Source organism: Alteromonas sp. AWQ4_252, assembly GCF_056158205.1.
The window spans coordinates 253,048-276,248 of sequence record NZ_JBSWSV010000001.1 but is presented as its reverse complement, the minus strand read 5'-3'; the positions used below and the strand labels follow the sequence as shown (position 1 = coordinate 276,248).

The 23,201-nt window shown below is 43.3% G+C and carries 20 protein-coding genes; 6 read left to right on the top strand and 14 right to left on the bottom strand.

From position 1 onward, the window contains the following. Both ACXACM_RS01275 and ACXACM_RS01270 read right to left on the bottom strand, forming a co-directional pair. Complete coding sequence (locus ACXACM_RS01275) at positions 1 to 600, bottom strand: lysostaphin resistance A-like protein (protein ID WP_474819250.1); 600 nt, start codon at positions 598 to 600, stop codon at positions 1 to 3. Between the two features lie 140 nt (positions 601 to 740). After that, positions 741 to 1,451 (bottom strand): 2OG-Fe(II) oxygenase, encoded by a 711-nt coding sequence (locus tag ACXACM_RS01270; RefSeq protein WP_474819249.1) that lies wholly within the window; start codon positions 1,449 to 1,451, stop codon positions 741 to 743. A gap of 231 nt (positions 1,452 to 1,682) precedes the next feature. On the opposite strand from ACXACM_RS01270, the gene ACXACM_RS01265 reads away from it, so the two are divergent. Beyond that, positions 1,683 to 2,426, top strand: a complete 744-nt coding sequence (locus ACXACM_RS01265) for a sugar-binding protein (RefSeq protein ID WP_474819248.1) — start codon at positions 1,683 to 1,685, stop codon at positions 2,424 to 2,426. 81 nt (positions 2,427 to 2,507) lie between these two features. On the opposite strand, the gene ACXACM_RS01260 is transcribed toward ACXACM_RS01265, so the two are convergent. The 10 genes from ACXACM_RS01260 to ACXACM_RS01215 form a co-directional block, all read right to left on the bottom strand. After that, positions 2,508 to 3,167 carry a hypothetical protein gene (locus tag ACXACM_RS01260; RefSeq protein WP_474819246.1) on the bottom strand — a complete coding sequence of 220 codons (660 nt, stop codon included), beginning with the start codon at positions 3,165 to 3,167 and terminating at the stop codon, positions 2,508 to 2,510. Further along, a complete protein-coding gene (locus tag ACXACM_RS01255) occupies positions 3,164 to 3,502 on the bottom strand; it encodes a PadR family transcriptional regulator (RefSeq protein ID WP_474819245.1) in 339 nt (112 codons plus the stop codon). Before ACXACM_RS01255 ends, ACXACM_RS01260 begins: the two co-directional genes overlap by 4 nt. Positions 3,503 to 3,704: 202 nt before the next feature. Further along, positions 3,705 to 3,881 (bottom strand): hypothetical protein, encoded by a 177-nt coding sequence (locus ACXACM_RS01250; RefSeq protein WP_474819244.1) that lies wholly within the window; start codon positions 3,879 to 3,881, stop codon positions 3,705 to 3,707. Between the two features lie 196 nt (positions 3,882 to 4,077). Beyond that, a complete protein-coding gene (locus ACXACM_RS01245) occupies positions 4,078 to 5,088 on the bottom strand; it encodes a cytochrome d ubiquinol oxidase subunit II (RefSeq protein WP_474819243.1) in 1,011 nt (336 codons plus the stop codon). Positions 5,089 to 5,097: 9 nt separating this feature from the next. Beyond that, complete coding sequence (locus tag ACXACM_RS01240; protein ID WP_474819242.1) at positions 5,098 to 6,462, bottom strand: cytochrome ubiquinol oxidase subunit I; 1,365 nt, start codon at positions 6,460 to 6,462, stop codon at positions 5,098 to 5,100. A gap of 13 nt (positions 6,463 to 6,475) precedes the next feature. Beyond that, positions 6,476 to 7,027, bottom strand: a complete 552-nt coding sequence (locus ACXACM_RS01235) for a GbsR/MarR family transcriptional regulator (RefSeq protein ID WP_474819240.1) — start codon at positions 7,025 to 7,027, stop codon at positions 6,476 to 6,478. Positions 7,028 to 7,253: 226 nt separating this feature from the next. Beyond that, positions 7,254 to 7,493, bottom strand: a complete 240-nt coding sequence (locus ACXACM_RS01230) for a hypothetical protein (protein WP_474819239.1) — start codon at positions 7,491 to 7,493, stop codon at positions 7,254 to 7,256. Positions 7,494 to 7,526: 33 nt separating this feature from the next. Then, positions 7,527 to 10,349, bottom strand: a complete 2,823-nt coding sequence (locus tag ACXACM_RS01225) for a glycine betaine ABC transporter substrate-binding protein (protein ID WP_474819237.1) — start codon at positions 10,347 to 10,349, stop codon at positions 7,527 to 7,529. A 211-nt stretch (positions 10,350 to 10,560) separates the two neighbouring features. Then, positions 10,561 to 11,412 (bottom strand): glycoside hydrolase family 43 protein, encoded by an 852-nt coding sequence (locus ACXACM_RS01220; protein WP_474819236.1) that lies wholly within the window; start codon positions 11,410 to 11,412, stop codon positions 10,561 to 10,563. 249 nt (positions 11,413 to 11,661) lie between these two features. Continuing rightward, a complete protein-coding gene (locus ACXACM_RS01215; protein ID WP_474819235.1) occupies positions 11,662 to 11,790 on the bottom strand; it encodes a hypothetical protein in 129 nt (42 codons plus the stop codon). Between the two features lie 147 nt (positions 11,791 to 11,937). On the opposite strand from ACXACM_RS01215, the gene ACXACM_RS01210 reads away from it, so the two are divergent. The 3 genes from ACXACM_RS01210 to ACXACM_RS01200 are packed head-to-tail and all read left to right on the top strand — an operon-like array spanning position 11,938 to position 15,310. Continuing rightward, positions 11,938 to 13,308 (top strand): sugar porter family MFS transporter, encoded by a 1,371-nt coding sequence (locus ACXACM_RS01210; RefSeq protein WP_474819233.1) that lies wholly within the window; start codon positions 11,938 to 11,940, stop codon positions 13,306 to 13,308. A gap of 19 nt (positions 13,309 to 13,327) precedes the next feature. Beyond that, the gene (locus ACXACM_RS01205; protein WP_474819232.1) at positions 13,328 to 14,311 is read left to right on the top strand and encodes an inositol oxygenase family protein; all 984 of its coding nucleotides are present in this window, start codon (positions 13,328 to 13,330) and stop codon (positions 14,309 to 14,311) included. A gap of 60 nt (positions 14,312 to 14,371) precedes the next feature. Further along, positions 14,372 to 15,310, top strand: a complete 939-nt coding sequence (locus tag ACXACM_RS01200; protein WP_474819231.1) for a family 43 glycosylhydrolase — start codon at positions 14,372 to 14,374, stop codon at positions 15,308 to 15,310. Positions 15,311 to 15,438: 128 nt separating this feature from the next. Here the strand turns inward: ACXACM_RS01200 and ACXACM_RS01195 are convergent, their stop codons facing one another. Then, entirely contained in the window at positions 15,439 to 18,153 is a 2,715-nt protein-coding gene (locus tag ACXACM_RS01195) for a TonB-dependent receptor (protein WP_474819229.1), read from the bottom strand. A 499-nt stretch (positions 18,154 to 18,652) separates the two neighbouring features. Between ACXACM_RS01195 and ACXACM_RS01190 the strand changes: the two genes are divergently transcribed. Beyond that, positions 18,653 to 19,684 (top strand): LacI family DNA-binding transcriptional regulator, encoded by a 1,032-nt coding sequence (locus ACXACM_RS01190; protein WP_474819228.1) that lies wholly within the window; start codon positions 18,653 to 18,655, stop codon positions 19,682 to 19,684. A 579-nt stretch (positions 19,685 to 20,263) separates the two neighbouring features. Next, positions 20,264 to 21,931 (top strand): glycoside hydrolase family 28 protein, encoded by a 1,668-nt coding sequence (locus ACXACM_RS01185; protein ID WP_474819227.1) that lies wholly within the window; start codon positions 20,264 to 20,266, stop codon positions 21,929 to 21,931. Between the two features lie 235 nt (positions 21,932 to 22,166). Here the strand turns inward: ACXACM_RS01185 and ACXACM_RS01180 are convergent, their stop codons facing one another. Continuing rightward, on the bottom strand, positions 22,167 to 23,066 hold the full coding sequence (locus ACXACM_RS01180) for a trypsin-like serine protease (protein ID WP_474819226.1): 900 nt from the start codon (positions 23,064 to 23,066) through the stop codon (positions 22,167 to 22,169). Positions 23,067 to 23,201 lie beyond the last annotated feature (135 nt).

Here is a 23,201-nt window from a genome sequence, read left to right as displayed (position 1 = left end):
TCAATCCCGCTCTCTAAAATAACCCAGTTTATCCAGCACTGCCGACTTAATTAAGCCCGGTTCAATGAGGCCGGTAACCAAGGTGTGAGCAATAATGCAGAGCGCTAGATTTCTGTCACTGGCTATATAGACAATAGCAAGGCCAGCGCCTAAGAAAAAGGTGTAGAAGGTGGCATTGATGGCCGCCGCTAACGCTTTACCGCCCCAAACAAGATGGGCAATACCAAAAGCGACACCGGAAAGAATAACTTGCATGACGTCAGCAAACCCTTGTTCTTGCAGGTAATCCATCAGAATCTTACGAAAAAATATTTCTTCAAAAAAACCGGAAACCAGAGCGCCAGTCAGGGCAAGAAACTTGAGTTTATCGAACTTAAACATATGCTGGCGCACAATAGAGATACCCGCGGCACCCCACACGTACGCCACAACCAACGCAGAGGCGATTCCCCATGCGACTATGCCGACGTTTGCTAATGCTTCAAAGCCAAGTGAATGAAAGAAATTATCAGACGTAAAGGCCCAGTAAAGCAATATGCCCCCTTGAACCAGAATGATAGATGAAATGATTTTAAACGTTTGTTTTTCAGCAGAATCCATGAAACCTCCGTGTATACATCTTGCTGTTTAATTACCCTTACGTTACAGGCACTACCGACCCTAATTACTTGGCATAATGCTGAGCAATTATTGAACTTCCAGCCTAAATTATTAGTCATTAAAAGAGAAGTAAAAATTCTTTAACGATGCAACCAACTTAACAATGAGTAGCGCTTTGCTCCCGCAAAAGGGGCTACCATTTGTACCGCATGGTCTTGCGGAATACTAAACAAGGTGAAGGTGTTAAAACCTGGCATAAATCCTTGCTCCACATTGCCTTGCTCGTCAAAAAATACTGTATACCCACCCCAGTTCCTGCTCCAGTTTTTACTAAACCCAAATGTACAGGCAGCAACGCGGTCGTGTTTACTGTGGGTGTCGTTGTGATCGGTAAGAAAGTGCCCTTTATCGTACATCGATGCGTAACTGTCGGCCTTGCGAATGGCCGTTTCACCAGTAATGTCCCGCATAAGATTCAGATATTCTTCGCTATTAACAAATTGCTCGAAGGCGTGAAGCGGGTGCCCGGGATCTTCGCCAAGTGCGATGGCCTGAGAAATGTAATACTGCACAAAAGCATATTGGAAGTGGGTTTCAGCACGCTGATAAATTTCATTCAGGCAGCGCTGATTTACATCATCAGGAAGTGCCTGAATTTGTGCATAGTCGCACTCGTAAAAGCCTTTGTCATCGTTGTAGGCGAAGTACCAGTTTTTGTTCTTTTGTATACAGTCGAGTAAATAGCGAGCGGTGTCTTCAGTAAAAAAATCCGCGATCTGCACTCTGCCGCATTCTTTGTAGATACGTTTAGCGGCTTCTATGTCGATGTTTGGATTTATTGTTATTGTCACACCGAAATCTCAGTATTCTTAGTGAATATATGCTTAATAACTTATTAAGCGAGTGAGAAATGGTAAATTAGTCAAAAGTCTAAATTATGCTGCTACTGCAGCACTGGCAGTGCCCCGGGTTAAGCTATAACGTCCCGCGTACGAAAAGTTTCACATTGTTATACTGGCATGTGAGAATTCTCTGAAGTGTTAGGATGTGTGTTACACCACTTTTTACGTAAAGGAACCTGAATGAAAAAGTCATTAATAAGTACGGCACTACTGCTGTGCGGTTTATGCTCGCCACTGGCACAAGCCATGGATGCCACATTTGCCAAAAGCGGCGTTGAAGTGAATGGCAGCGGTGATGATGCAGTATGGGAAAAGGCAGACTGGCACCCAATGAACCATTTAATGGTGGGCAGTATGCCCTCTGCCGATGATTTTTCTGGGCGCTTCAAATTGGCCTGGGACGAAGGCAAACTGTATTTGCTGGTGGAAATTGTTGATGATGTACTTATCGACACTCATCCCGACCCAACCGTAAAATACTGGGATGACGATTGTCTGGAAGTGTTTATTGATGCAGATGCGTCTGGCGGTAATCACCAGTTTAGCTACAACGCCTTTGCGTACCATATTGCCCTTGATGGCAACGTGGCTGATTTCGGTGACGAAAACGATGGCAAGGGAGTGGTGTTACTCAACGACCACGTACAAAGTGTGTGGAAAAGAGATGCAGAAGCGCCTCATACCATTACGTGGGAAGTGGCTATTGATATATACCCCGACACCTTTAGCACCGCTAAACCCGGCGAGCCATTAGTGCTCAACAGCGGCCATGTGCTTGGTTTTATGCTGGCCTATTGCGATAACGATGGCAGTAAAACTCGTGAGCATTTCGTGGGTTCCCATGCCATCACACCGGTGAACGGAAGTAAGAACTTAGGTTATATTGACGCTTCGGTATTTGGCAAAATCACCCTGGTAAAATAGCCTGACGATAAGTAAAAAACCGCCGGGTATGAGCCAGGCGGTTATTTAAATTTTAAAGTAAGAAAGCTTTTACATGAAAAACTACAGCGTATTGGGTGTTAAGCCTTGCCCCAAAAATAGCAGGCGCTGTTGCGCAACATAGCAAACCAGCTTCACCGCCATGGCATAAAGCAGAGTAAGCACTGATACCGCAAAGGCTGGCCCAAATACAGCAGGATCTTCAATTCCAGCACCCATAGCTACCCATCCAAGTACCGTCATAATAGCCCCTAACCATAAACACGAGTTTCCCAGTACCTCAAACACTTTTACACTTTGCTTCACTTGAGCTATTGACTCGGCGTGACTGCTAAACAGGGAACTAAATGCTTGTTTTACACTGCCAACAGAAGTCACCGCCACTGTGAATACTATTGCAGGTGGTAGGGTTATAATTAACGACGGTAAGTCAATAAATGCGCTTGTATCGCCTGAAAGCATCATTGCCAGAACAGTAAGCGCAACAAAGAAAAGAATGCTGAATACGAACATTATAAGTACCTTTTGAGTGTGATTAAAATAATAAAATGATGTTGAAAGTGCCTGTCGCCAATACCACATTTGGCAAGCTATTTTGTTTTTAGATATTTGAATATCTTGAAATTCTTCTTCAAGGTCGCCCATGATAGGGTCTACTAGCTCAGCCGGGAGCATTTTCTCTAACAAGGTTTCGGCTATGCGTGGTGGAGAGAGATTATTCACGATTCCACCCCAACAAAGCTCAGTTTTATATCTCGCCACATAATGTCTAACGACTGACGGGCTTCCACCAATGCTCGCCTTCCTTCTGCTGTTACCTCGAAGTGTTTTTTCGCACGCCCGCCTCTTTGGGCAGTGGCTTCGCCCAGAGAAGAGCGAACCAAGCCTTTTTCTTCTAAGCGGGTTAATGTGGTGTAAAGAGCGCCAATACTGACATCCCGTTGGATGGCGTCGAACAGTACCTTGCGAATGGTCGTGCCATAAGCTTGTTCACCCAGGCGTAAAATGGCGAGCAGTACGAATTGTTCAAACTCGCCCAAAAATCTGTTTTTACTCATCTAAATACCTAATTCAGTTTTTACTACAAAGTAAAAGAAACCAAATGCATTCTAATTTATTCTACAAAGTATAGGTAATTGAGAGTAATACTTAGGTATTGATTTTGATGCGTTTTTAAAACAGGCTGGAAGAAGGGCAGGGGGGAAGTTAGGTTGCCTGCAGTTGCTACGTGGAGGCAACACTATTTCTTAATTGCGGATCTCAGAGCTGCACTGCAACATGAAGGTTAGGGCGTGGTTTTGCTACTTTTACTTCTACACAAACCTGGTCGCCATAATAGTTATCAGCGTAATTGCAATGGGTTCGAACTGCGTGGTTTGTGGTAGTGGTTACACGTTGGTTGTTTGTCTTTGATAGTCTTCTTAATAATGCGCTCATTACGTTCTCCTTGTTGAATTGGACGTATTATTGTGAATTGGGAAAATCTATTAAAGTAATTAAAATTGATTGTTGCAATTGGTTTTTGGGATTGCGTGGTGATCAGTTAATTGAAGATAACGATGAAATGAAAAGAAGAGGGCGCTGGTGTCTCGTCGATACCAGCCCCCTAAAAGCGTTTAGCATGTAAGCCTTCTTAGTAATAAGATAGCTTTTCTGATTTACCGGAAAATATCCTATAAACCATGGCGGTGTAGGCGAGAATACAGGGCACTACAACTACCGTGCCTACCAGCAGAAAACGCAACGAGTTAGCATCGGCCAGTGCGTCCATAATGGTAAGTTTGCCCGGCACCACGTAAGGGTAGTAACTCACCCCAAATGCAGCGAAGCACAGCACAAACACCAGCAATGCTAAGGCAAAGGGTAGCCATTCCCCTTTGCCTTCTGCTTCAGGCAGTTTTTTCAATACCAGGTCACACAGAAGAAGTAATGCGAAGCAAAGTATAGGGATGGTCATAAGTACCATGCCTACAGGGCTTTCTAACCACAGTGAGCGCACGCTATCGTGCAAAGTGAGGTTAAGTAAACTTACCGCAATAATACCGCTCCCCAATATCATCAAACAGCGCTTTGCCCAGTAAAATGCTTTTTGTTGAAGCTCTCCTTCGGTTTTAAGGATCAGCCAGCACGCTCCGATAAAGGCATACGCTGCCGTAACCCCAAACGCAGCCAAAAATGCAAAACCCTGGGCGTACATGTCAGTGCGTAAACCGGTTACCCAAATCCCCAGCATATAGCCTTGGGATAACGTGGTGAGCAGTGATCCATACTTAAAACACGCATCCCACTTTTTCTTGTTGGTTTGTGCAACCTTGGCGCGAAAATCGAAAGATACGCCGCGTAAAATAAGCCCAAGTAACATGAAGGTCGCAGGTAAATAAAGTGCCTGAAGTACTTCACTATGTGCTTGTGGAAAAGCGATGAGTAGCAATCCCACCGCTAATACCAGCCAGGTTTCATTGGCGTCCCAGTAGGGCCCGATAGACGCCACCATGTCATCTTTAAACTGCTCGTTTCGCGGTGGGAATAAAACGCCCACGCCTAAATCGTACCCATCAAGTATAGCGTACAGCAATACCGCCAAAGCAAGCAGGCCAATGTAGATATTACCTAGTGTTTCTGCCGACAATGATTCAAATGGCATTGTATTCTCCTAACTCGCGTGAACAGGATTAAACCGAGCGAACTTCGCTTTGCGTCGTTCTTCATCGGTAATTTCTTCAATGCCCACTGCCTTGCGACACATCAGTGTTAACGTGCCCACGTAGGCTATTAATAGCACTGAATAAATGACTGCATAAAGGGTGAACGACACGGCGATATTAGCCGGAGGTAAACTGGTGACTGCGTCTTGCGTTGTAAGCACACCACTAACCAGGTAAGGCTGCCTGCCTACTTCAGTGACATACCACCCGGCCAGTGTGGCAATCCAACCACTAAAGCTCATGGCTATGAACACTCTGGTTAGCCATGGTGGCAGACCGTTGCGTCGGAAAAGGTAATAGGCGCCAGCCCAGGCGGTTGCAAACATCAGCATGCCCATGCCTACCATCACACGGAATGAGTAAAACACGGGGGCTACAGGCGGGTGCTCACCCTCAAATTCGTTTAGCCCTTTAATTTCTCCGTTCGTATCATGAGTAAGAATAAAGCTGGCCATATTGGGAATGCCAATCTCAAAGTGATTGGTTTTCGCTTCTTCATCTGGAATAGCGAATAGCAATAACGGCGCCCCTTTTTCCGTATGCCAAACGCCTTCCATTGCTGCTACTTTTTGTGGTTGATGTTCAAGGGTATTTAAGCCGTGCATATCACCCGCCAGAATTTGTAGTGGAATTAGAATAGCTGCAGTGTAGGTAGCTGTTTTAAGAGCAATCTTAGGCGCAATTTTGTCATCACCCTTGTAAAGCCGATATGCTGATAAGCCTGCGATAAGAAAACTGGCAGTTAAGCCTGACGCCAACAACATATGTGCAAAACGGTAGGGAAATGAAGGATTAAAGATAATGGCAGACCAATCTTTTGCATAAATAACACCGTCTATCACTTCATGCCCTTGAGGCGTTTGCATCCAGCTGTTCAATGACAATATCCAAAACGCAGACATGGTGGTGCCGAATGCAACAACGAAGGTCGACAATGTGTGTAGCCAGTTGGGCACGCGACGAATACCGAACAGCATGATCCCTAAGAATGTGGCTTCAAGGAAAAACGCCGTTAATACTTCATAGCCCAATAGAGGACCGGCAACATTACCGGCTTTCTCCATAAAGCCAGGCCAGTTCGTGCCAAACTGAAATGACATGGTAACGCCAGATACCACGCCAAGGGCGAATGTAAGCGCGAATACCCGCACCCAAAAACGATAAATTCGCATCCAAACGGGGTGACCGCTTAGGTTTGAGCGCAATTTGAAATAAAACAGAAACCACCCTAACGCAATAGTGATGGTGGGGAACAGAATATGAAAACTAATATTCAGTGCAAACTGAAGTCTTGAGAGTATAAATGCATCCACAACAGCCTCCTGACTACTCGGATTTACCCGGCAGTAATTTGTCTTTAAATTCAAGGATTCGACCCACACCCGCACCCAGTTTCATAAGGGTATCGAGCTTTTCTGGCCCTAAATTTTGTAGCTCCTGAGACCACGCCGTTACTGATTCCAGCAGGTCGTGAATTTCGTGAAGGCGCGCTTGTACCTCGCTGTCTTTCTCGCTGTTCGGCTCATCCATCATTAAGTCGCGAAGCAACGACATGGTAGGGTCAATTTCCCGCTTGCGTCGCTCTTCAAACACGCGGTTAGCCAATACCCAGATTGAGCCCGCAGGCACAAAGAACTCTTTACGTTCACCGGGCACGTGATGTTGCTTAATGAGTTGCCAGGATTGCAGCTCTTTCAATCCCATGCTGGTGTTGCCTCTCGAAATGCTGAGAGCATCTGCAATTTCCTGAGCGGAAAGGGGCGTTTCGTTTAGCACTATGAGTGCTAGTATCTGGCCCACCGTACGGTTAAAGCCCCATCGGCTTCCCATTTCACCGAAGTGCATAACGGCAGATGTGATTAGTGGTGACATTTTCATTTAACGTGCCTGCTGAAGTTTCAGAAATTAATGAAAGTTTATAATCTAATATGATCCAGATCAAATTAATTCGGTGTTAGTTGTGGGGTTTCTAAAAAAGATTGAGGATTTTAGGGATATGCACTTAGCGTATCCGGGCTCGTCTGGCCTGCAATGATCCAAGTTGCCATTGCTTTTATTGATTCTTCCCAGATATCCAAATCATCACAATGATTTAAAAGGGGATTCAATGAATATTAGTTTGCGTGAAGTTACGAAAGATAACTGGCTGGATGTTATTCATTTGTTTGTGAACAGTGATGCTATCGGGTAGCAGGTTGTCGAAGTAAGATTCTACTTTATCATCTTCATTCTCGATCATAGAGGTACTTTGAGCACTTACGCCAGTCATGCTGGCTAAATAAAGAAGGCCTTGATAGTCGGCTTTCTCTTTTGCGAAGGTTGCGCCGTTGTTTTGGCGCTGCATATGTAAACCTCACGCTCGTCTTAGCAACTCCGGTTACTCAGGTAAGCGCGCCTTTTCGTTTGACTGCAGAGTAAAGCCTGTTAGCCACTGGATAATCTCGTAGTTATTGCTATCCACCCAGGCTTGGGATACTTCCTCGACACTGGCACCTTCCTCAATATCTTGCAACATGCTTACTAATTCTTCGTTACCAATTAAATAATTATCGAGTAACTGTGCAATTGTGGGTAATGTCTCTTCAAGGCTGGAACGGTAACCTACCTGAATTTCAGTTTGTGGCCATGCCGTGCCTTCTAACACTTTATTTGCTTCATTGCTGTTTGCCAGAGCTTGCCAAAGTATTTCGTCGTGGGCAGGTTCAGACACAAACTCAATATTCGGGTTGCTAAATAGCGCATCAGGGTAGTAACAGAAAAATAGACTCGGCTGTCTGCTTTTCTCGTTCTGTTTTAGTAGTTTATGTAGTAAGTCCTGATCAAATTCATGATACTCATAATAAGGTGAGAGGCCATACGCTGCTAACCTGCGCTGCTCTATTTCTGTTACCGTCCAACCTTTCGCACCTACCCAGATATCGCCTTTTCCATCACGAGATAAATCGAATATAGATGCAAATTTTTGTGAGCCAAGATCTGATATCGATAAGGTAGGCGTGTTTTCATAGTTGGTATAACACAAGCCTTGCTGACCATATGAAGACACCTTGCCTAGTGTCATCGATTTAAAGGCACGTACGAACTTTCTAATTAGCACGGCGTTATTGGCTGCCCAAATATCCGGATGTACGTCAATTGCCCCATTCTTTTTGTCAATTTCTTCGAAAGCCCGTTGATGGGACACGCTCACTAAGTGTGCTTTTGCTTCAGTATGAGAATTAATAATATCATGAAGAATGTGAGCTTTGATCTGTGCAGCAGGCCAATCTAAAAGCGCAATGTTTACGTGCGCATTGTTCATATTTCGATTGGATACAATGGGCGAAGACTCATCGGCTTCAATCTTATTTAGAGTTTCATATAAAAGGGCGTAGCTAAAGCCAAAGAATAGAAAAGTGAATACACCAAATACCCAATAGCTGTGAAGAGCGTTGTTCACACTGGTTGCTTTAGTTCGCAAGGTTGTTTCAACCGCCTCAACAATGTTTTTTTCATTGTCAGTGGCTGCTGGATGCATAAATTGGCTGGCATAATTAAGCATATCGCGACATACAAGTGCATGGTCGTGTCTTACTTGGGTGTATTTGTCCCTTTCGTTGATGAGTAAAATTAAGAAAATTACTGAGGTTGTCACAATAAGAGAAAATAGTGCTGCGGAAAAGCTATCGGGTCGAAATATCAACGAGAAAAAGACGTTAGTCGCGCCAAGTAAAATTAGAATTACAAACTCTTCTGGAGGGATCCTATCACTTTCCATGGTCATAATTTTTTCGCCCACGTTGAAAGTACTTAACAGTTGCTCTCTTAGCCGCCCCCGTTCTTTTGCTAATGATAGTAGCTTCTGCTTTGTATTCTGTATGTCGTTTTGTACAGATCGCATCTCACTCAGTGAATCGAATGCCCGAACAAAGGTGAAAAGGTGTTTAGTGATGTATTGGTAAATAAGAGGCTGATACATGGTCTCATTCTCTTGTTCACTGGTTGGCTGCTTGGGTAAGCGCATAACGGCTTCATTGAACTCACCTAACAAACGCTCTCTCTCGCGATTTAAAGAGGTAGTTCTTTCCAATGCAAACGTGGCCAATAACACGAAGAAAACAGTAGATACGGCGAGTAAATCGTAATACGAGTCAATAGGATACGTAGGAGCAAAAATCAACCAGATACCAATTAAGCAAACAGAGGTAAATAAGATTAAAAGAGACGACCGTAATGGGAATTTTAAGCCTAAGAAAATATTCGCAGAAACGATGAGTACCGATGCTACAGCTTCGTATTGGTTCAGAATACGACCTTGCATAGTGGCAAGAATAATCACTGCACCCACTGGCATAAAATACCAAAACACACTTATCGAGGCATTTGGGGCGGAATAAACAGATAAATCGTATAGCAAGCTGCCCAACGCTAAAATTGCGATGCCCACAAAGGCAACAATAAAGTAGTCGATGTGGGTGAACTGATTATCGAAGTGACCAAACAAAAATAACGTGGTGAGCATTAAAGGTGCAGCCACAAAACGTACGCTACCTTCGGTGAGAATTGCCCGGCGCAATGGCGTTAATGACAAATTGTATTGGTTGGAGATCTTACTCCAGGCGTCCATGCACTTCATTCGGATAAAACAGTTTATGGCCATAACCAAACCGCCACATGCGGCAAAAAAAATGGTATTGAGCATCGGGCTTTCCATCAACAGCCAGTCTGCGAGGCTGATGTTTGGTGCCATTAATACAATGAAGCCAGCGAATGCAGCTCCAGAAAATATATAATCTGTCGCTGAAGTAGTACGTTGTGATTTTCTAAAGGTGCTATCGATGTAAAAGAATAAAATGGGCCAAGATTCAAAAATCAGAATTGCTATAACGTCATACGTTCGAGATGACTCTAGTGCTGCATATAGTAGCAGGTGGTTCGCACAGATGATTACTCCTGAGCAGAGTGTCGGAAGAAGTAAACCTGGGTGCTTAAACTTAGCAAGAAGAGACAATAATCCATTTTTTTTATCGCCGATAAATAGAAAAAACACTACTCCCAACGTCGCGATCGCAGCTAACGTATGAGAGATGGCGGCCACAAAAAGGGTGCTTGAACGATCGATTAAGTAATTCACGAGAGGGGGGTAAAGCATCCACAGAACGATGGATACACACATAAGCATGACGGGAGAGCGAACTACCATGGTTAAAAAAGAGCGCAAGATTAATCCTTTATAAAGCAGGTCGTTAGGCAAATTTTTTTGAACGTAAATCCTATCACGACAGCTTCATTGTTAGCGACCAGAATATAAAGCACGATAGCGCTTCATATTTAGCATCTTCAAACGGAATTTAGTGAATGTGAGTTTACGTTACTTTTGCATAACAAAACATGTCCCGTATTTGAAACAAACTGTAAGGGCACCCGGGGTGTTACAGGTTGTTCAGCAAACGTCGGGGTACTACCAGCACTGAACCGTGACGGGTACCAGTTGGTAGATTGAGTTGAGGTGTCAGGTTTTCCCATTCTGAAAAATCTAGAGTTCGCATGACGCCAAAGCTATGATCGATGTATTGGTCAAAGTAGACATAAAACCAACCATGCCAAAACACAATGGCAGGCCCTTCCACCCAAAGTCCGGTCGGGGTAAAAGGAGCAGAGCGAGGTTGCCATGGGCCTTCTATGTCATCGGCTCGGGTAACAAACAGATTTTTCGCTGGCGGATAGCGGGTTTCTTCTTTGGCAATCATGACGTAGTAGTGATCATGTTTGACTATTGCCGAATCGATTACATTGAAGCCCGGCTGATAAAACAGCTGGGTAGGCGTATAGGTTTTGAAGTCTTTTGTGCTGGTAGCATAGATGCGATGATCCCAGCCTTCGTCTGCCTGTTTTTCTGTACTCGGGTATTTACCGGGCAGGGTTGAAGCCCAGTAGATCCAATAGCGTTGGGTTGGCTCGTCATAGAATATTTCAGGTGCCCAGGCGTTCTTCGCCTCTGGAAAGTCGGCCATAACAGGCAAGAATTGTTGCTCACTCCAGTTTTTCAAATCAACAGAATGCGCAATACCAATCCCAGGATCTTCCCACCCTGAAGTCCATACCATATGGTAGTGTTCATCCGGTCCTTGAATAATGACAGGATCACGCATTAATTTTGTGCCAACCGTCGGCGTAAGAACGCTTTTGTCCTGATTGAGCGCTCGCCAATTCAGCCCATCTTCGCTCACAGCCAGATGCAGACCGTCTTGTCCATTTCCACGAAAGGACGCAAAGATCAGCACTTCGTCATCACTTGAACTGAAAGTGTGTTTGCCGTACGAACTACAGCCTGTTAACAAGTGCCAACATAGCAAAACCAAGGCTATCCTATGTAACTTGCAAGATCCCTCAATGCAACCCCGTCTCATATTTTTCCTTGTTCACTCTGTAACATAATCAAATGTGACGTTATTTTTACGTATTTAACAAATTTGTCAAAAGTATTAGTAAGTTTGTTTCAGAAGTGAAAAAATATGAATTAAATTGATAGTTTACACTAGGCATGTTCTGTGAGGTATCGCCAACTGTAGAGGCCCTGGTAATTCGTCTAACGTTGCAGGCTCTGTCTGACGAGTCACTTCTGCATCAAGCGAACCGAGCAATTCTGTTAGGGTAATCATTGCCTAACCCTCCGCGTAAAACACAATCATTCACGACATCTTGACACAATAGTAACACTCAAATAACATGAATGGTGACACCGGTGTCAAGGCGTGCTAATTGTGTTGCTTGTGCGTTGGGAACTAACGATTCAATTTAGGGAATTTATGTCCAGGTTCAATCCGTATTTACTTATCACAATCTGTATATCTGCTACATGCGGATTATTATTTGGTTTTGACACCGCTATTATCGCGGGGGCATCTCCATTCATAGAAAAGGAATTCAGTGCTTCAATCGGACAAATAGAATGGATAGTGAGTGCTTGTGCATTAGGAGCTCTGTTTGGCGCGATTTCCAGCGGACGTGCAACAGACATTTTAGGTCGACGAAAGGTATTAGTGATTACTGGATGCATATTCGTTGCAGGCACCCTATTGGCAGCCTATGCGCAATCTGTTGCAGCGCTGATTGCAGGTCGTTTTATCCTCGGCTTTGCTGTTGGAACAGGTTCATTTGCGACGCCTCTGTTCATCGCTGAGATGGCTCCCGCTCAGTCACGGGGGAAACTCGTGCTATGGAACGGCGCGTTCCTTACTGGAGGACAGGTAATTGCATTTTTAGTAAATTTTTCACTGACCTCTTCGGGAGACTGGCGGTTGATGATTCTAAGCGGCATTGTTCCGGCAGTCATTCTTACTGTAGGCATGTGGTTTATGCCTGAATCTCCAAAGTGGCTTGCCCAAAAAGGCCAGGAGCAAAAAGCGCTAAACATCCTATCCAAAATTCGTATGAGTAAGGACAAAGCGAAGACAGAACTCGCCCTTATTAAAAGCACACTGAATGATAAACAAGCCAGTTTTCGGGAGTTATTAAATCCAAAGTTGAGAGGAGTCTTAGTAATAGGGTTGTTTATGGGGATTGGTCAACAGATGATGGGCATAAATACTGTTATGTATTATGGTCCGTACATCATGAAGAATATTGGCTTTTCCGGAGCAGAAACACAAATGTTTGGCACTCTGGGGTTAGGCGTAACGAACTTCCTTTTCACTATTCTAACACTGGCATTCATCGACAAATTAGGAAGACGCAAATTTCTACTTTGCGGCTCACTGTTAGCAGCACTGAGCCTGTTCGCTCTGGTCGTACTGTTGAACAATACAATGACCAGCATATCAGCGTATTTTGCCCTGTTTTTTCTCATGACTTTTATCATTGGTTACTGCATAAGTTTGGGCTCTCTGTTCTGGCTTCTTATCGCTGAAATTTTCCCCCTACACGCAAGGGGTACCTGCATGAGTTTTGTTGTTGCCATTCAGTGGGCAACAAACTTTCTCGTTTCAGCAACATTTTTAACCATATTAGCCAACCTGGGAATCGCCGTCACTTTTACCCTGTATGGCACTATTTCACTCATAGTCTTCATGTTTGTTTTACTCAAGGTGCCTGAAACCAAAGGCGTTCCTCTGGAAACAATAGAGAAAAATATTAATACAGGATTGCCAACCCGAAAGCTGGGTCATCTGGGCAATTAGTTTTACAAGGAAATTTAAAATGATTACAACTGAAAAAAGCCTGGAAGTTTCATCTGACGACTTCAGAAACTACACCGACTCCAAGTTCCAGGATAGAGTTGAGCGCACATATCGCGAAATGCAAACAAACCAGACGGTTGATTTCGTGAAAGAAAAAAAACAACATTATTTTAAGCTCGCTTATGGCTCGATGGACGTGTATCAGGTATTTAAGCTTCTTGAAGACATTGTTGATGAAAGCGATCCTGACAGCGACTTACCACAAATTATTCATGCTTATCAGTCGGCAGAGTCCATCTGTGAATTTGCAATGAAAAATGAGACTGAGTTACGGGATGACCTATCTATAAAAACTCTGTTCAAACATAAAGCCTGGTCTGAATTACCCGGGAAATGGCGTGAACTATACGAGTCAAATACAATAAAAACGCTGTACAGTCATATAGATGACTGGTCATGGTTTCCGCTTACAGGCTTTATTCATGATCTCGGCAAAGTGATGTTACTGCCACGTTTTGGCCAACTACAGCAATGGTGTGTAGTAGGCGATACCTATCCGGTAGGCGCTCCGTTTGCATCTTCCAATGTGTTTTACGACAAAAAGTATTTTCACCTCAGTCAAGATTACCCCGCTTATGAAAATATATCTGACACAAAGTTCGGGAAATATGACCGACATTGTGGTTTTGATGCAGTAGATATGAGCTGGGGACACGATGAATACATTTATGAAGCAATGAGACAAGGCAGTCTCCTTAACAAAGAGTCGCTTTATCTCTTGCGTTACCATTCTTTCTACCCTTGGCACACACCGCAAAACGGAAGCATGGCTTATAGTGAACTAGCATCCGACTTTGACTGGCTAATGCTACCTCTGTTGAAAGCTTTTCAAAAAGCAGACCTGTATTCCAAAACACCGGATTTGCCGCCACAGCATATATTGGAAGCCAAATACAAAAGGCTGTTAGACAAATATATTCCCTCAAAATCGATTAGCTGGTAGCGCGATACTTGTACCTTTACTCACTCCAATAATTGAGGCTTGCAGGAAAGGAATATGAAGATGAAAGCAGGGATAGTTTCAAAGTTAACTTTAGCGCTCGCCGTACTCTTTCCTGCAGGCGCTGAAGTGATTATATCAGACAGATTCAGTGCAGATCCTTCAGCACATAAATTTGGTGATACGTACTACGTATACGCTACCAATGATGAAGACAATTCGGGAGAATACTGGGACTCTACAGACTGGCGGTTATTTAGCTCTACGGATCTTATTAACTGGAAAGATGAGGGCTCTTTTTTACACAATAGCGTGTTCAATTGGGCTGCTGAAGATGCTAAAGCATGGGCGCCGGGAGCTATTGAGCGAAATGGGAAGTATTATTTTTACGCCCCGGTCGGCGGCGATCAAATAGGCGTTGTCGTCAGTGAGAACCCTGAAGGTCCGTTTGTCGATCCTATTAAAAAAGCTCTGGTTGATAAGTCACGAGACGACAACGCAGGAAACGAACCGATTGATCCTGCGCTTTTCATTGATTTTGACGGTCAGGCGTACATGTATTTTGGCACCCGTATACCGAAAGTAGTGATGCTGGGCAACGACATGGTCAGCTTGGCCAGTGAAATCCGTGATGTAGAAATTACTGATTTTCCTTCCGGTGACGAAAAAAAACAATATGGAGAAGCCCCGTATCTCCATATGCATAATGGAAAATACTACTTCACATTTTCCACTGGTTGGCCGGGTCAGATTGTTTATGCTACCGGCAACTCTCCACTTGGTCCCTTTAAATACCAGGGTGTAGTCATTGACTACCTGAACATAAACACAAATCATCAGGCAATATTGCAGGACGGAGATAAAAACTACATTTTTTATCACGATAGCATTAAAGAAGGCGGCGGCTATTACAGACGCTCTATCTTAGTTACAGAACTGGAATATGATGCGGAAAATAAAATTCGCCAGATTGATTTGAAAAACAGAACACTTAGCAATTAAATCAACTCCCTCTTAGTATCAGATACTCAAAAGAAATTATTTAACTATTACGTAATTCAGACATCCAGTCTTCATTGCGGACGTGAAGAACACTGTCTTCACGTCCGCTTCCAATATTAAAAGGCCAACTAGAATTTGTAAGACGCACCCAGGTAAAAAGTGCGTCCACTTGTCGTCACGTTATATATACGATCTGCGGTATCGCTGTACTGTTCATCCGCCTGGTTGGTCATATTAACTCCTTCTAAAGTCACCTTAATATGTTCGTTAACCTGATAGAACATAGATATATCAACGAACGTTGAGCCATGAATACCGTGCTCATCTTCATCTTCAGCAACGCCTGCTCCCCAGGTTATATAATCACTTCGGCTCGCCGCTGAGATACGGGCACCCCAAACATCAGTTTCATAAAATATTGTGAAATTAGTGTTATGTTTTGACAGCCCCTCAAACGTTTTATATTGATCTTCTCCAGAGTTCTGTACATTTTCGTATAAGAATTCACCGTCCGCAAACGTGTAGTTGGCAATGAAACCAATATTATTAAACGGCTCAGGCAAGAAGATCAATAAACTCTGATAAGAGAACTCCAGGCCTTTGATGTTGGTAGACCTGCCATTTTCCGGGCGCGTGTAGTTAAATAAAGTATCCCCTGTTTGACCGAGACTCTCATCCAGCAAAGATAGCGGGAAACCGGTTTCGCTGTAGGGAACTTCAACGGTAGTGGCAACAACAAAGTTGTCTATCTGCTTAAAGAACACTCCTGCAGAAACAGAGCCTTCTTCAGAGAAATACCATTCAAATGACATATCATAATTATTAGACTCAAATGGCTGTAGTTTCGGGTTACCAGCAGTAACATCCAATCCTCTGGACCCATCAGGATCCACCTGAACCTCTCCGGATACGCCTAAAGAGCCCAATGATGGCCGGGTTACATTCTTAGCTGCACTAAAGCGAACAACCGTTTCTTCAGTAGGTTCCCAAGCGAGATTAAGCGTGGGAAGAACACCGCTATAATCAGACCCAATCTCAACGTCAGCACCATTTGTAATACCCTTGGACGTAATCTCGGTATCGTAATAACGCAGACCAATATTTCCCCTGAGCGTACTGTCGCTAAAATAATTTATCCACTCATATTCTACATAAGCGGCGTTTGTATCTTCTTGTACTTTTCCTGTAGCGCTGTTAACGATATTTTCAGCACCAAGGTCGCGATTTACACCATAGAAATCCAATGCTGAATCTAAATCTATCGCAATCCAGTCAATATCGTCATGATTAGTATACGCGTAAGCAAACTGATCTATAGACCTTACTTCATTATTTTGAGGCGCTTCCTGATTTCTGCCAATATCGTTGTTGTCACGTAACTCCCGAGAGTTTTCGAATTTCTTAAACGAAACCCCGAATTTCAATGACGCATCGTTTGTTAAGATATAACTGCCGTTAATCGCTAACATATCATAGGTATTATCGATTCTGTCTTCTCTAAGGTCGATCTCTCGAAATGTCCAAACATCCGCGTCAGTAGGAGCAATACTATAGGTATTAACGGGGTCAAATCTGCGTGAACCACGATAGTCCGTAGTAATATTTCCCACACTTTCTACATAAAATTTATCTCTCTTTGGTTGGCTAAACTTAGAACTGGAGTGACCAATCAAAGTGGTTAAAAGTAAATCATCACTGACATGCCATTTGTTGGACAGTGTTATCTGTGTGAACTTTGTTTTATCCAGGTCTTCACGTGTTTCAGTACGCAATGGAGTATTTGAAAATTCGCCATATACAGCTTCAAAACCATCGCCATCGGATGCTGGTATAATTTCAAGTGCATCTATATACCCTATTGCGGTACTGCTCGAGCCAGAAGTGGGGAGATGGAATTCGCCGCGGTTATTTTCTAACTCGCTGTATAAAACATCAAAGTCAAAGGTCAAATCAGAAGACGGGCGATATTGTAATGAAGTGGCTAGCCCCGTCCTTGTTTGTTCATTTTCCCATACAGAGTAACGGTTACCACGGTTAAAGAATATTTCTCCGTTTTCCAGCGCATTTTTTACATCCTGCGATAATGAGTCGCTGTAACCTTCTGCATTTACAGTGCGCTTGCGCCAGCGGTAACCATTGTAACCCTGCTCATTGATATCTCGTTGACTGTAGGATGCCGAAAACAGTGCTCCGAAGTTTCCCCAAGTGTTAGATACTATGAAAGACATTCGTGGGTCAGTGCCTTCTGTCTGGCTATTTGTACCAATTTGTGTGCTTGCAGCCGCAGTGAAGCCGTCATAATCAAATGGCTTGGCTGACCGTAAGTTGACTGTGCCACCGATGCCACCTTCATCGAGACTTGCCTGATAGGATTTTTTAACATCGATCTGATTAAACAGTTCAGAAGCAAAAATATTGAAATCAAATGCTCGTGAACGAGTCACTGCACCACGGCTATCCATTGCAGAAGCGCTGGTCGCTAGTCCTTCCATACCATTGACTTGCACGCGCGCAAAATCTGGTCCCAGCCCACGCAAAGATATGTTTCGGCCTTCCCCACCTTCACGGGTAATTGAAATTCCCGGGACTCTCTGTAGTGAGTCTGCTAAGTTCAGATCAGGAAAGTCTGCGATGTCTTCAGCCACTATCGAGTCTTGCGAACCAATAGCATTCCGCTTCAAATCACGGGCCTTGATTAGTGAATTTCTGAAGCCTTTTACTTCGATTATTTCTTGAATTTCAACGTCGTTATTTTCTTCTGCTATAGCTGCTTGAGCTTGCATGCCAGCTATTCCTGCGAATACTGCAACCGACATCAAACTTCTTTTAAAAGTGAGTTTCATTTGAGTGCTCCTAAATACGGATTAGTCCTATCGTTCGAATCCAAAATTTATGCTGTTGATAACAATACACTTGAAATTTTTCTGGCTATTCAAACTGTCGGTTAACAGCGTCAATTCGAAAGATAGTGGTAACGAATGACAAAACACTCTTTTGAAAAGCTATGTGTATCGCGCCAAAGTGAAAACAAATGAGTTGGAAGTTAATCAGCTGTTAACACCGAGTTAACTATAATCGTCGTTTGACACCGGTGTCAATCCTAGGTGTTAAATTTCTGATATTGCCGAACATGATGATAAATACAGATAATTTTTATAAAAAATTACTATGTGATTTTATTGGGAAGCTAGTTCAATCACACTGAATAGTAAGTGTCGCATACTCTACTCATAAAAATTTTAAGTTTAATAAGCGGAATCTGCTTACATTTAATTTCACCAAATATTAGTATTGCTATGAAATCGAAATTTCGCTGATTGATCACAGAGGCAAATAGTTTTCATGAAACCTGCAACAATCAATGATGTAGCCAAGCAGGCTGGCGTGTCAAAAAAGACCGTATCACGAGTCATTAATAATGAAATCAATGTCAGTGAATCCATGCGCGAAAAAGTTCAGAAAGCTATTCAGGAAACAGGATTTAAACGAAATCCTCTCGGTATGGCCTTGGCAAAAAATCGTTCATTTTTCATAGCGCTATTAACCGACAATCCGAGTCCGGGTTATCTGATGAAGTTACAGAGAGGGATTTTGCAAGGCTGTACTGAAGAACAGATGGGACTTTTTCTTTACGATTGTAGCTTTTACTCAAATCAACTGTTAAAAGAGATTGAGGATTTTATAGATAACACACTTGTTGACGGTCTTATTTTGGCTCCTCCGATCTGCGACAAATTGGACCTGCTCGAAATGCTTAGCAGGAAAGGTGTAAACTATATGCGTATAGGCCCCAGTTACAAAAGTCGTGGGGAGTTTGTAGGCTTGAACTATCAAAAGGCGGCACGTGACGTTACAGACTATCTTATTCGCCTGAAACACCGGCGAATAGGATATATTCAAGGGCATCCTGATGAAGAATCCAGTGTAATTAAAGAGGCTGGGTTTAGAAGAGCGTTTGAAGATCATGGGTTAGAAGTTGATGAATCATTATTAGTGCAAGGGTACTACACCTACCAGTCTGGTAAAGATGCTGCATCGGTCCTCTTGAACAAAAAACCCAGACCAACAGCCATCTTTGCCTCTAATGACGAAATGGCCGCTGGCGCACTGTATGAAGCACAAAGCCGTGGAATTAAGGTTCCGGATGAGCTTTCCATTTGTGGGATCGACGACATATCTATTACGACAAAGGTGTTTCCAAATATAACAACGTACCGCCACCCTCTAGTGAACATTGGCTATCGTGCCGCCGTGCTGCTGATCCGTCGTTTAAAAAACAAGCACATAAGTTCGCATCAGAATACACCTCATAATAATGAGATATTTGAAGGTGAATTAGTCATTCGGGATTCTACTGCCCGAGTAAAACAGTAATATTCAGATCTTCGCTGAATTAATCTGTTAATACGACACTTTATAAGTGCGTAATAAGCGCGTCATTCAGACTGCTTAAACAGCCCTATAAAAAATAACAAACCGCTCGTTACTATCAGCAGAAATGTACACATTGATAATTGATTCCTCATCCTGCTGTTAACTTTATTAGTCCCCCGAAACCACAATTTCCGGCCTTACCAATGAGTTTTTGGTATATTCAAAGCATCTAGAATGCACAGATTGCCACACTTATGTGTAGCGAGGATAGATAAATAAAGTTTCTTAAAATCAGGAGTGTGTAGTGTTTTTAACTAAGTGGAATGAATTTTAAAACTACGTATTGTTAATTTTTTGTTGAATAGATAAGCCGACAACCTTATAGTAATTTGGCCTTACCAAAAAAGCAACAAGGCTACTGCCTGGCTTTGAATGCATCTTAGAGGCTGCGTTATTTATGAATACAACGAATGGCAATTCAGTCCACAATTTTTCCGTTTGTAATAAGTAAATTGCCGCTGGTATATGACTTAAGCTAGAGACGGGACCAGTACTATCTACCTCGAAGGAGAGAAAATAATGATTCGCCGTGACTTTATCAAAGCTAGTGTGCTTGCAGGCTTATACACCCAGCTGTCAGCATGTTCCAGCTCATCTAAACAGGCCTTTGTATCACGGGAAAAACAGTTCGATTCTACTCGAAAAGTTGCAGCTGACCGCGCTCAGTTACCGCCCAGACCGAGTTTGTATGTTAGTGAGTTTGGTGCAGTGGGAGATGGTAAGACACTGAACACTGATGCCTTACAGTTGGCACTGAATAGCGCAGCAACACAAGGTGCAAAACTAGTCATTGATAAAGGGCAATTTATCACTGGCACACTTCTTATCCCAACAAATACTCATCTGCACATTGAAGAAGGAGCAGCCTTGCTTGGCAGCAATGATATTGCAGATTATATGCGCTCTGCGAGGGGGTGGTATACGCTGTTAAGCGCACATAAAGCCAGCAATATTTCAATCACGGGTGGTGGTAAAATTGACGGGCGGGGGCGGCAAACAGCACTGAATATTGATTATATGCATCACTCTGGTGAGAGGGTGGTTGATAATTATAATACTCGCAGGATGCGCCCGCATGAATCAGACCGCCCACAGATTATTGATTTTATTGACTGCCGTCAGATATCAGTCTTCGATATCACCATTACTAACTCAGCCAGTTGGGTGCAAACATATTATCACTGTACAGACGTGCACATAGACAATATCAAGGTAGTAAGTGACGCTTACTGGAATAATGACGGTATAGATTTTGATGGGGTAGTAAATGGCCGGATTTCAAATTGCTTTGTAAACGCTGCTGACGACGCCATTTGTATAAAATCAGAACCTGACACTCAAATTAACGACAACATTATAATTGAAGACTGTATCGTTCGCTCAAGCTCAAATGGTATTAAATTTGGAACGTCTTCTTACAAGGGCTTTAAAAACATTACTATTCGTAATATCCACGTGTTCGACACCTACCGCTCAGCAATATGCCTGGGCTGTGTGGATGGCGGTGATATTGACAATATTAAAATTAAAAATATAACCGCTACCAATACCGGCAATGGTTTCGTCATCCGGCTCGGACATCGATATAATGAAGCCCCTCCGGGCTCAATTCGCAACGTCACAATAGACGGGCTTACAGCTGAGATTGCGTTTATGCGAGCGGATAGCAGCTATCAGGTACGTGGACCAGGATTGAACGCTTTTTTTAATCCGATCCCCGCTTCTATTACCGGATTACCTGATGCAAAAGTGAAAGATATCACCATCAAAAATATTTCATTAACGTACCCCGGCATTGCTAATAAAGGGTTGGCTTACATTCCTGTTAACCAGCTTTTTCAGGTCCCGGAAAAGCGGAGTGAGTATCCTGAATATTCCATGTTTGGTGAATTGCCCGCTTGGGGCCTGTACGTTAGACATGCGTCCTCTATCAAGATTGAAAATCTCAAATTGAATGATTCAGGGGCTGATTTCAGACCTGCATTGGTTTTTGATGATGTGGCACAGCTTGCAATACACGGTATACATATAGGCACAAGTGAAGTTCACCAACAATTGATACTCAATGATGTTAATCAGGCCACGGTTAATAATGTTATGTTGCCAGGAAAAGTGTCAGCCAAAGGATTGATATTTGGTCAGACGAACGCTGTGAATAGCGATATACCTGGACTTGTAGATATCTGATGACGAAAGGAAGTAGCTCTCTATTAGCGACCAGCGCTACTTTCTTTACGGTCTCAGCAGCGCACTGCTTGTGTTACTTGCATCGACACTATTTCTCTTTTGTCGCCATAAAGTGAGGTACCAATACAATTTGAAAAACAACAAGGTAAGAGTAAAGTCAAAACATAAGCTTGGGCATGAACAACGCCTACCTTGGACTAACCGACAACAATAGTCGGCCATCACGTCGGCCGGACTACTCCAAAATCACATTGGCACTTTGTACGTGCTTAGTTATCCAATCTATAAAATAGGACACCCGTGTTAACACTGCAACTTCCCCATAGTGGCCAAATTCATAGTCGTGCACATCGCCTTCGAATTCCCGCCAGGAAGCCAGCCCAACCAGTATGGGTGTATCGTTTTGGATTGTGATCACTGCGCCACCACTGTCTCCTGAACCTATGGTGCCTTCAAGAGGCAGAGCTTCTTTGCCTTTATCAAAGATGAATTTAAGCCATTGTTCCGAGGCATTTGTTATTTGATTGCTGTAGCGTTGCAGTTGATAGTCTTCCTGAGTAAAAGCCCAGTCTGAGAAGAACTTTGTCACATGCCACCAATAGTAGACAAAAAAGCCAGGGCCTTGGCTGTCTTTCACTTCTCCCGTCAAACCTGTTCCTACAGCGCCACGTCCAAACCCAGTAACTTCCATACCTTTTTCATTAGCGCCACCATAGATCGCAATGGGTGCAATATGATTTACCGGGTTCTCCAATCGAATCAACGCTATGTCTTTGCCAGCACTGAGTTGCTCAATGAGCGAACTTTCTTTCCCTTCATCTGCTGCCCCGCCTACGCGTTCATAATCGGGGTGCAGAATAACTTGGGCGATTCGATTTTCAACTCCCTGTATGTTTATAGGTTTGTTTTGGTATTCGTACATGAATGTGTAAATAACGTGTGCCGGTGCTAGCAGCCACTGCTTATCAATTAATACCGCAGCACCCTGAAAGGGCATATCGATGAAAAACTCAGGCGGCGAGGCCATTTTATAACGCTCTGGTGCTACATCGTGTCTCGTTATTACGGCATCAACCTGGAAGGTGGCGAATAAGAATAGCGTGAATAAAAAGGGGGTGACTTGTTTTGATTTCATTGTTGAGCGGTCCTTGATTAATGTACTACCAGAGTGCTCAACACCCGCTCCAATGTAATGATTTTTTCGTGAAAAAAGGTGACGAAAAAGTGATGATGGTAGGTTTAGCCTTATTTTAAGGGTTTGCACGAGTTG